This is a genomic window from Tabrizicola sp., assembly GCF_030694085.1.
In the GTDB taxonomy this organism is placed as follows: Bacteria; Pseudomonadota; Alphaproteobacteria; order Rhodobacterales; family Rhodobacteraceae; genus Tabrizicola.
This window is the reverse complement of record NZ_JAUXZE010000037.1, coordinates 20677-28944: the sequence shown is the minus strand read 5'-3', so window position 1 is coordinate 28944 and position 8268 is coordinate 20677. Positions and strand designations below refer to the sequence as shown.

The 8268-nt window shown below is 64.6% G+C and carries 8 protein-coding genes; 3 read left to right on the top strand and 5 right to left on the bottom strand.

What is annotated here, in order from left to right; all coding sequences use genetic code 11:
* Positions 1–146 (bottom strand): heavy-metal-associated domain-containing protein (locus Q8M85_RS08945; protein WP_305543188.1); only part of this gene is annotated, 146 nt, incomplete at its 3' end.
* A gap of 108 nt (positions 147–254) precedes the next feature.
* Between Q8M85_RS08945 and Q8M85_RS08940 the strand changes: the two genes are divergently transcribed.
* A complete protein-coding gene (locus Q8M85_RS08940) occupies positions 255–1160 on the top strand; it encodes a LysR family transcriptional regulator (protein ID WP_305543168.1) in 906 nt (301 codons plus the stop codon).
* A gap of 33 nt (positions 1161–1193) precedes the next feature.
* Here Q8M85_RS08940 and Q8M85_RS08935 read toward each other — a convergent pair whose 3' ends face one another.
* From Q8M85_RS08935 to Q8M85_RS08920, 4 genes are all read right to left on the bottom strand, one after another.
* On the bottom strand, positions 1194–1667 hold the full coding sequence (locus tag Q8M85_RS08935; RefSeq protein ID WP_149766316.1) for a hypothetical protein: 474 nt from the start codon (positions 1665–1667) through the stop codon (positions 1194–1196).
* A 142-nt stretch (positions 1668–1809) separates the two neighbouring features.
* The gene (locus Q8M85_RS08930; protein WP_036760150.1) at positions 1810–2802 is read right to left on the bottom strand and encodes an FAD:protein FMN transferase; all 993 of its coding nucleotides are present in this window, start codon (positions 2800–2802) and stop codon (positions 1810–1812) included.
* Positions 2783–4678, bottom strand: coding sequence for a PepSY domain-containing protein (locus Q8M85_RS08925; protein WP_371135223.1), 1896 nt, complete (start codon positions 4676–4678; stop codon positions 2783–2785). Before Q8M85_RS08925 ends, Q8M85_RS08930 begins: the two co-directional genes overlap by 20 nt.
* Before the next feature lie 669 nt (positions 4679–5347).
* Positions 5348–6343, bottom strand: coding sequence for an IS30 family transposase (locus Q8M85_RS08920; RefSeq protein WP_305543154.1), 996 nt, complete (start codon positions 6341–6343; stop codon positions 5348–5350).
* A gap of 209 nt (positions 6344–6552) precedes the next feature.
* On the opposite strand from Q8M85_RS08920, the gene phnC reads away from it, so the two are divergent.
* Both phnC and phnD read left to right on the top strand, forming a co-directional pair.
* The gene (gene phnC, locus Q8M85_RS08915) at positions 6553–7368 is read left to right on the top strand and encodes a phosphonate ABC transporter ATP-binding protein (RefSeq protein WP_081969499.1); all 816 of its coding nucleotides are present in this window, start codon (positions 6553–6555) and stop codon (positions 7366–7368) included.
* Positions 7365–8213, top strand: coding sequence for a phosphate/phosphite/phosphonate ABC transporter substrate-binding protein (gene phnD, locus Q8M85_RS08910; RefSeq protein WP_036744161.1), 849 nt, complete (start codon positions 7365–7367; stop codon positions 8211–8213). Before phnC ends, phnD begins: the two co-directional genes overlap by 4 nt.
* Positions 8214–8268: the final 55 nt, after the last annotated feature.

The following is an 8268-nucleotide window of genomic DNA, read 5'->3' as shown; positions in this document are numbered from 1 at the left end:
GCGGGGTCATGCTCGACCTCGATGCGGCCGGTGTTGAAATGCACCTTGGCGGCGGTCACGCCGGGAGTTGCCGCCAGCGCCTTCTCGATCTTGGTGACGCAGGAGGGGCAGGAAAATTCGTCGCTGCGCAGGATGGTCTTGCTCATGGCTGGTTCCTTTCATGTCGCCGCCCGGTGGGGCGGTCATTGCTTGTGACCTCAAGATATGCTGTCCTTTCAGGATCAGGAGTGGCAATTTCGACAAGGGATCATTGCATGAATGCACAGGCGCAGGATTGGGACGATCTGCGGTTGTTTCTGGCCGTGGCGCGGGCGGGGTCGCTGTCGGGCGCGGCGCGCAGCCTTGGCGTCACCCATTCGACCGTGTTTCGCCGCATCGGCGCGTTCGAGGCGCGGCTGGGGGTGCGGCTGTTCGACCGGCTACCCGGCGGCTATGCGCTGACGGCGGCGGGCGGAGAGATGCGCGATTCCGTCATCCGCATCGAGGAAGAAATCACCGCGCTGGCGCTGAAGGTGACCGGGCAGGACCAGCGGCCCCATGGCACCATCCGCATCACCACCACCGACCTGCTGGCGGTGGGCGTGCTGCCCCCCCATGTCGCCGCCTTTCGCGCCGCATGGCCCGAGATCGAAATCGAGGTGATCGTTGCCGACACAGTGCTGGACCTGACCCGACGCGAGGCCGACATGGCCCTGCGCATCGGCAATCCGGGGCAGGAAACGCTGGTCGGGCGGCGGGTCGGGAGGCTGGGTTTTGCCATCTACGCCGCAGCGGGCCGGGCGCCCGCTGACCTGGGCGAGTGCGACTGGATCGGCTATGGCGCGGCGCATGGTCCGCTCAGCCGCAATCTGGCGCGCTGGTGGCCGGATGCGCGGCAGGTTTACCGGACAAACTCGATCACCGCCGCCCATGCGGCGGCAAAGGCGGGGGTCGGACTCGCTGCCTTGCCTTGCGTGATCGCTGATTGCGACCCCAGCCTGATCCGCGCCGCCGCGCTGCCCGAGGACTTCATGCTGGACCTGTGGTTGCTGATTCACGAGGATCTGCGCCAGACCGCGCGCATCCGCCTGTTTCTGGACTTCATGGCGACGGCCCTGACGGCCGATGCCGACCTGCTGGAGGGGCGCTGCCCGTGCAAGACAAGGCCGGCGCAGGCGTGACGCCCGCGCCGGCCCATGCCTGCGCCCATGGCGTCAGTCGATCATCTGCCAGCCCGGATGCTCGAAATGCTCGCCATAGGCGTTCAACGCCTGAACGATCGTCACCGCGCCAGTCTCGACCTCGCCGGCCTCCAATGCCGAGATGCCGGTCATCACCTCACCAAGGACGATATGGAACTGCTCGTCTACCTCGGGTTCCAGCACACAGTTCTCGACCATGAAATCGACCTGCTTCTGGACATCGGCAGCGACCCCATTCGCGGCATCGGCAGGCAGGGTGCCGTTGTGGATCGCGTCCAGGTTCGCGGCCATGGTTCCGTGAATCGCGGTCATGCCGGTGATCATGTTCTGATCGCCCTGCCATTTGGCGCCATCGTTCAGCGTGATCTCGATAGCCCCCGCGCCATGGCTGTCATGTCCCTGGGATTGCGCGGCGGCAATGCCAGCTGACCCCAGCGCGAGGGCGAGAGCGACAGCGACGGTGGTGAAAGATTTTACAGTCCGCATAGTGATCTCCTGTATCTGCCAAGTGGTTCTGGCCGCGGCGGGCATCGACAGACGCCGCCGGGCTTGGGATAGACATAGGCTGTCCGTTTTCGCACGAGAATTGACGAAACCTGCAAAGACCTATTGCACGAATGGACAGACCTCAGGCACGAACCAGACCCTCTCGGCCTGCCGCCGATACCATCGGGCTGTCGAACAGCGCCCCGACGGCATGGGGCCGGATGCCGTCTGCCTCGCGCATCAGAAACAGCGCATCGAGGGAAAGGTGTGCGGCGAGTTCGCCGCCAGCCTGCGGACCCAGCACCATCAGCGCGGTTGCCCAGGCATCAGCCTCGGCACAGCTGCCCGTGACGACCGTGACCGAGGCCGGCGACGACCGCAGCGGGCCGCCCGTCGCCGGGTCCATCGTATGCGACAGGCGCTGGCCCTGAACGGTGACATGATGCCGGTAATCGCCCGAGGTGGCGACGGCAGCATCTTGCAGCATCAGGACCGAATGGGGCGCGCGGCGTTCGGGATCGGGCGCCTCGACGGCGACGGTCCAGGGCATGCCGTCGGGCCGCAGCCCGGAGGCTCGCATCTCGCCGTCGATGCCAACAAGGAACCCGGTGATGCCGAAGCCCCGTAACATTTCGGCCAACCTGTCGACGCCGTAGCCCTTGGCGATGCCGTTCAGGTCGAGCGTGATGGGTGCATGTTTCCTGACCAACCCGGCCGCGCGGTCGATCTCCAGCACCTCATGCGCGGGCGGGCGCGTGGTTACCATGGCCCAGCGGATGGCTTCAGCGCTGGCTTCCTCGGGGCCAAAACCCCAGGCGCGCACCGCATCGCCCATGCCGATATCGAACGCACCGCCCGATGCCGCACAGATCCGCAGCCCGAGGTTCAGCACCTCGGCCAAGCCGGCAGGAACGGCCACCCAGGCGCCAGTGGGCGCCCGGTTCAGGCGCATCAGGTCGCTGTCGGGTTGCCATGTCGACATTGCGGCATCAACCTCCGCCACGGTCGCTTGCAGGGCAGCCTGCACCGGGGCGGGGTCCAGCCCGGCATCGGCGTGGAAACGCGCCGACCAGCGAGTGCCCATGGTCGGGCCGTTCAGCGCGTGGCGGCCCGGGTCAGTAGATATCTTCGGCATAGCGCCCCTCCGCTTTCAGCGCGAGCGGGGTAAGACCCGTCGGCGCGAGGATGTCGGTCAGCGCCTCGGCCACGCCCGAGGCCATGTCGCGCCCGCCGCAGACCATGATGCGCGCGCCTTCGTGTACCAGCCGGATCAGTTCAGCGCTCTCGGCCCGCAGCGCGTCCTGGACATGGCGCGGCTTTGCCCCGCGCGAGTTCGCGGTGGTCAATCGCGCCAGACGGCCATCGACCTGCCAGCCGGCCAGATCGTCGCGATACAGGAAATCGCTGTCGGGGTGGCGCATCCCGAAGGCCAGATGGATGGGCCGCTTGCGGCTGTTGCCCCGGATGAAGCCCGCAAGCGGGCCGATGCCAGTGCCGGCGCCGATCAGGATCAGCGGCGAGCGTCCTGCTGCGGCATGGAAAGCCGGATTGTGCCGGACGAAGGCGCGGATCGCCTGGCCCGGCTTCAGCGCCAGAAGCTGACCCGAGCAGAGGCCGCCGGGATGCTTGCGCACCACGATCTCGACGAACCCGTCGCGCCGTCCGGAGGCCAGCGAGTAGAAGCGCGGCAGATCCGCACCCTCGGGCAGAACGCCGAGGAGATCACCGGCCTGAAACCGGCCAAACCCCCGACCTGTCAGCCGTTGCAAAAACGTCGCCTCGGGTAGGGCAAAGCGCAGGATCGTGGTCGGCGCCTGCACCTCCGCCCCGTAATCACGGCGCGAGATCAGGGTGAGCCGCCCCGTCACGGGCGGGGTTGGCACATGTTCGAGCGTAAGCTCGATCCCCAGCGCCGCCCCCAGGGCGCGGCCCCAGCGGGCGAAATCCTGCGGCGACTGGCGATCGACCGTGTCGAAGGGCATCAATTGCGCCCAGCCTTTGGCAGCAGCCCGACTCCCGACTTCATCGGCGAACGCGCAGAACGCGGGAAAGCTGCGATCGCCGAAACCAAGCACGGCAAGCGGGGCCTCAGGGACAGATTCCAGCGCCGCGAGGCGTTCAATGAACCCCTTCGCCGTGGCGGGAGCCTGTCCCTCGCCCCAGGTGGCGGCGAGAATGACGAACCGTTCGGCCTGCGGATAGCGCGCCGGCTCGAAACCGGACATTGGCGCGACATGAACATGCTGGCCCGCCGTGGTCAGCGCATGTTGGAGCGTCGCAGCGAAACCCCAGGTGCTGCCGCCGTCCGAGCCCACCAGCAAGATGGTCGCAGCGCCGTTTGCAGGATGATTGCCATGGAGACGCGGTCTTGACCGCCGCCCCGCGAACCAGAGCACAAGACCACTCACCCCCATTGCCGGCACGCCGAGCGCCAGCACACCCAGCACGAGGCCGAGAGATGCGGCCCCCTGCCCGGTATGCAGCATGTAGATGGTTTCAGATATCTGTTCCCACATCGTCAGCTCGGCCCAGGCCAGAAGCTCACCCGTCCCCTGATCGAGATAGCCGGTGCCGCGATCCGTCTTCAGAGTGAAGGCGTCCGTGGCGTCGCCAGGATAGGGAAAGCTCAGCTCGCGCAACTCCGTGACAGCAATCACGGAGAGCGGCTCCATCGCAGCAAGCGAGACCCCAGTGCTTCCGCTGACCTCAGTCGGAAAGGTCGGCGGTGCGGCTCCATCCGGCAGAAGATCGAAGGTCGAGGCGGCCATCCACAGTGCAGTCGCTGAGGACAAAACCAGCCCCGCGACCGCCACGCGGGCGATCCCGGTATGGCTGCGGCTCGACGCCGGCCCGCGCAAAGGGGCGAACCAGCGCCGCCAGCCGCCCATGCGCCGCGCGACCAGCATCGCGCCGGAGACCGACAGGATCAGCATCGCCACGGCGCCAATGGCCATGGCGATACGACCGGCATCGCCCAGGAACAGCGAACGGTGAAGGTTGGTCATTGGCATTTCCTTTCGTGTTGCGGCTGGCGGTTCGGGTCTGTTGCCTTCTTCCGCCGATGGGCTGCGCCTCGCCGGTCTGACCTGACGAATACGCATGTATTCGGCTGGACAGAGTGGGGAGGGCACAGCCCGACCCACGGGCCTGACCGAGACTGTGAACACCGCGCAAAACTGCCTTTTGCGTCACGAAACTACCTCGTGCGTGTGTTTCCGACATTTCCCGTTCGTGCCCTTCTGATCCGCCGAGTGGCGAAGCCATCCGTGCTTTTCACTTTGGATGACCTCATGTCATCCGAAGGGCAAAGCAGGGTGGGCGCAGCCCGACCTGCGGCCGGACGGTGATCTGACACACGGGGCCGGAGCGGTGAAATTGGGAGGGGCCCGCGCCCTGGCGCGGGAGGAACCGGATTTCTCCGTGGAGGCTGACGCGCAGCGGCACCAGAGCCCGTGTTCAGAGCGCCGGCCGGATGGCAGGCGGACCTAGCAAACGGAAAGGTGTCGGACGTGCCAGAGCGGAGCGGAGGCGCGGCTGTCCTTCCGATCAGCGATCGCGGCCATAACCGCGATCACCGCGTCCGCTTCCAAGGATGCCGGTTCCATCTCGGATGCAACACGACGGTGCCGGCAGCCGGGCAGGGCGGAGACCTCCGCCATCGCAGCCCTGACCGGCTGCCATCAGTGACGCCCTCCGGTGAGCAGCTGTTCGCGGAACACCTCGCTTGGCGTTCGGAAGCCCAAGCACTTGCGGGGCGTGGCATTCATGCGTTCACACAGGGCGCTCAGCGTCCGCGGCGGCAGGCGCAGCAGCACCGTGTCACGGGGCAGCCAGCGCCGGACACGCTGGTTCGTATTCTCGACCGTGGGCTTCTGCCAGGGTGCCTGCGGATCGCAAAACCAGGCCTGAGCCCCCAAGCCGCGCTCCAACTCGCGCCACGAGACGAACTCCAGACCGCGATCGAAGGTCAGGCTCTGCCGGGCCCCCTGGGGCAGAGGCGCCAGCAGGTTGATCAGGCTGTTCATCAGTGGACCCGAACGGCGATCGTTGTTGCGCCACAGCACCGTGTAGCGGCTCACCCGTTCAACCATGCAGGCGACATTCGCTGAGCCGTGCTCCTTGCGGAAGATCATCAGGTCGCATTCCCAGTGGCCGAAATCCTCCCGCCGGTTCACCGCAGCAGGGCGATGCCGGATCCTGCATCTCTCTGGGAAGACGAGGCTCCTGGGCTTGCGGCCGTAGCGCGGCTTGCGCTGACGGCGGCGCGCGGGAAGATGACGGGCCAGCTCCTGGGACTGTCCGTCCGCCGAATAGACATAGCGGTAGATGGTCTCGTGACAGACCCGCGGCCGACTGCTTGCAAGCTTCAGCCGACCAGCGATCTGCTCGGGCGACCAGCCTTCCTTGAGGCGGTCGAGCACGGCCGCGCATAGGCCCGGATGCCGGATCAGCTTGCGCTGCCGCGCCCGCCGCGCCGCCGCAAGCTGCTGGGCCGTCACATGCCAGTAACCCGTGGCCATCGGCACCTCGGGATCATGCCAGAAGTTGCGCCTGATCTCGCGATGGATGGTCGAGCGATGACGGCCAAGCTGCGCCGCGATCTGCGCGATGCTGACCTTCTGGTGCAGAAGCCCAGCCAGGATGCGCCGCTCGTCGAGGGTGAGGTGGGGTGCCAAGGTCCGGTCCTCCATGCCGCAAACGCCAGCCAGAATAGGGCTGTCGCGTTTCAGAATGGAATCCGCCGGATTTTAGGTAGAGTGCAGCATAAGCATCGATGTGCATGATCATGATTATGTCATCCACCTGAAACGTAGTCGTCATATTGCGCGCCTAGTGATCGACCCATCCTATCGCGACCGCAGAACGATTAGAAAGATGCATCATCATGTTGGCTTTGAACAGGGTTGCCGTGACCTATGGGAATGGCACACAAGCTCTAAAACCGACCTCGCTGAAGCTCGCGCAGGGGCAGTTTGTCGTCCTTTTGGGCCGCTCTGGCGCGGGTAAATCCACACTCATCCGCACCCTTAACGGCTTAGTTGCTCCTACGTCCGGTTCGATTATCGCTGATGGCGTTGGATCTCTGGACGGAGAGCGGGCGCTCCGAGTGCACCGCAGGCGCACCGGGATGATTTTCCAGCAGCACCAGCTCATCGGGCGCTTGAGCGCGCTTGATAATGTGATGACCGGTCGCTTGGGCTATCACTCATCCTTTCGAACCCTCTTTCCTCTTCCGCGTTCTGACCGGCAACTTGGGCTGGAATGTCTTGCTCGGGTTGGCTTGCTCGACAAAGCCTTGGTGAGGGCTGACCAGTTGTCGGGCGGCCAACAGCAACGTGTCGGCATCGCCCGTGCTCTGGTTCAGCAGCCCCGATTGATACTGGCTGACGAACCTGTGGCCAGCCTCGATCCGGAAACAGCCGTCGAAGTCCTTTCGCAACTCCGCCACATTTGCACGACGGATGGCATAACGGCTGTCATCAGCCTGCACCAGATCGACTTGGCGAGGCGCTTTGGTGATCGGGTCATCGCCATGCGTGATGGCTCTGTAGTCGCAGATGCGTCCGTTGATGAACTGACAGATCAGATGTGCGCCTCGATCTACCGCAGCGAAGCTTCAGGCCGGAGTTCGCAGCAAGCGCATCACCATTCATCCCACTCCCAACCACAACCTGTTGCTGCCATGGAGGCCGCCCTATGAAGAAGTTGCTCCCCGTTGTCGTTCTCGCTGCTCTCGGCTGCGGCTCCGCAGTGCATGCGGAGGCAAATCCAGAAACTCTGCGCGTGGCGCTGTTGCCCGACGAGAACGCCGCCACAGTGATCAAAAACAATCGTCCGCTGGAAGAGTATCTTGAAGAAACTCTTGACCGCGACATCGAGCTGATCGTGACCACCGACTACTCCTCGATGATCGAGGCGATGCGGTTCGGTCGGCTTGAACTCGCATATTTCGGTCCGCTTTCCTACACGTTGGCCAAGACGAAGGCCGAGATCGAACCCTTTGCGGCACTGATGAAAGACGGCGAGACAACTTACCGCGCCGTTGTCATCGGCAACGCTGAAGCCGGCATTGAGACTATTGCGGATGCTGCCGGCCACGATGTGGCATGGGGTGACGTGGCATCTACTTCCAGCCACCTGATCCCGAAATCCATGCTGCTTAAAGCGGGTCTAGAAGCAGAGACGGATTACAGTGAGAACTACGTCGGCTCCCATGATGCCGTGGCGCTGGCGGTGCAAAACGGCAATGCCCAGGTTGGTGGTCTTTCGCTGCCCATCTTCAACGCTATGGTTGCTCGCGGCACGATCGACCCCGCGAAAGTTGTTGCGCTCGAAGAGTCCGATCCGTTTCCGCAGTATCCTTGGACGATGCGCTCTGACCTCGATCCGAACCTGAAGCAAGCCATCACCGACGCGTTCATCAACCTGAACGATGAGGAAGTGCTGGCGACGTTCAAGGCAGATGGTTTCGCGCCGATCAACGACAAGGCTTACGATGTCGTGCGGGATCTCGGTAAGATGCTGAACCTCGACCTCAGCAAATAAGACATATCAACCGCCATTCATTGCGGGCGCAGGCGAAGTCTGCGCCTCACTTTTC

Coding starts and splice junctions, on each gene's coding strand:
- Q8M85_RS08930 (WP_036760150.1), bottom strand. CDS start 2,802: ATGCCGAAGATATCTACTGACCCGGGCCGCCACGCGCTGAACGGCCCG.
- Q8M85_RS08935 (WP_149766316.1), bottom strand. CDS start 1,667: ATGCGGACTGTAAAATCTTTCACCACCGTCGCTGTCGCTCTCGCCCTC.
- Q8M85_RS08940 (WP_305543168.1), top strand. CDS start 255: ATGAATGCACAGGCGCAGGATTGGGACGATCTGCGGTTGTTTCTGGCC.
- phnD (WP_036744161.1), top strand. CDS start 7,365: ATGAAGAAGTTGCTCCCCGTTGTCGTTCTCGCTGCTCTCGGCTGCGGC.
- Q8M85_RS08925 (WP_371135223.1), bottom strand. CDS start 4,678: ATGCCAATGACCAACCTTCACCGTTCGCTGTTCCTGGGCGATGCCGGT.
- phnC (WP_081969499.1), top strand. CDS start 6,553: ATGTTGGCTTTGAACAGGGTTGCCGTGACCTATGGGAATGGCACACAA.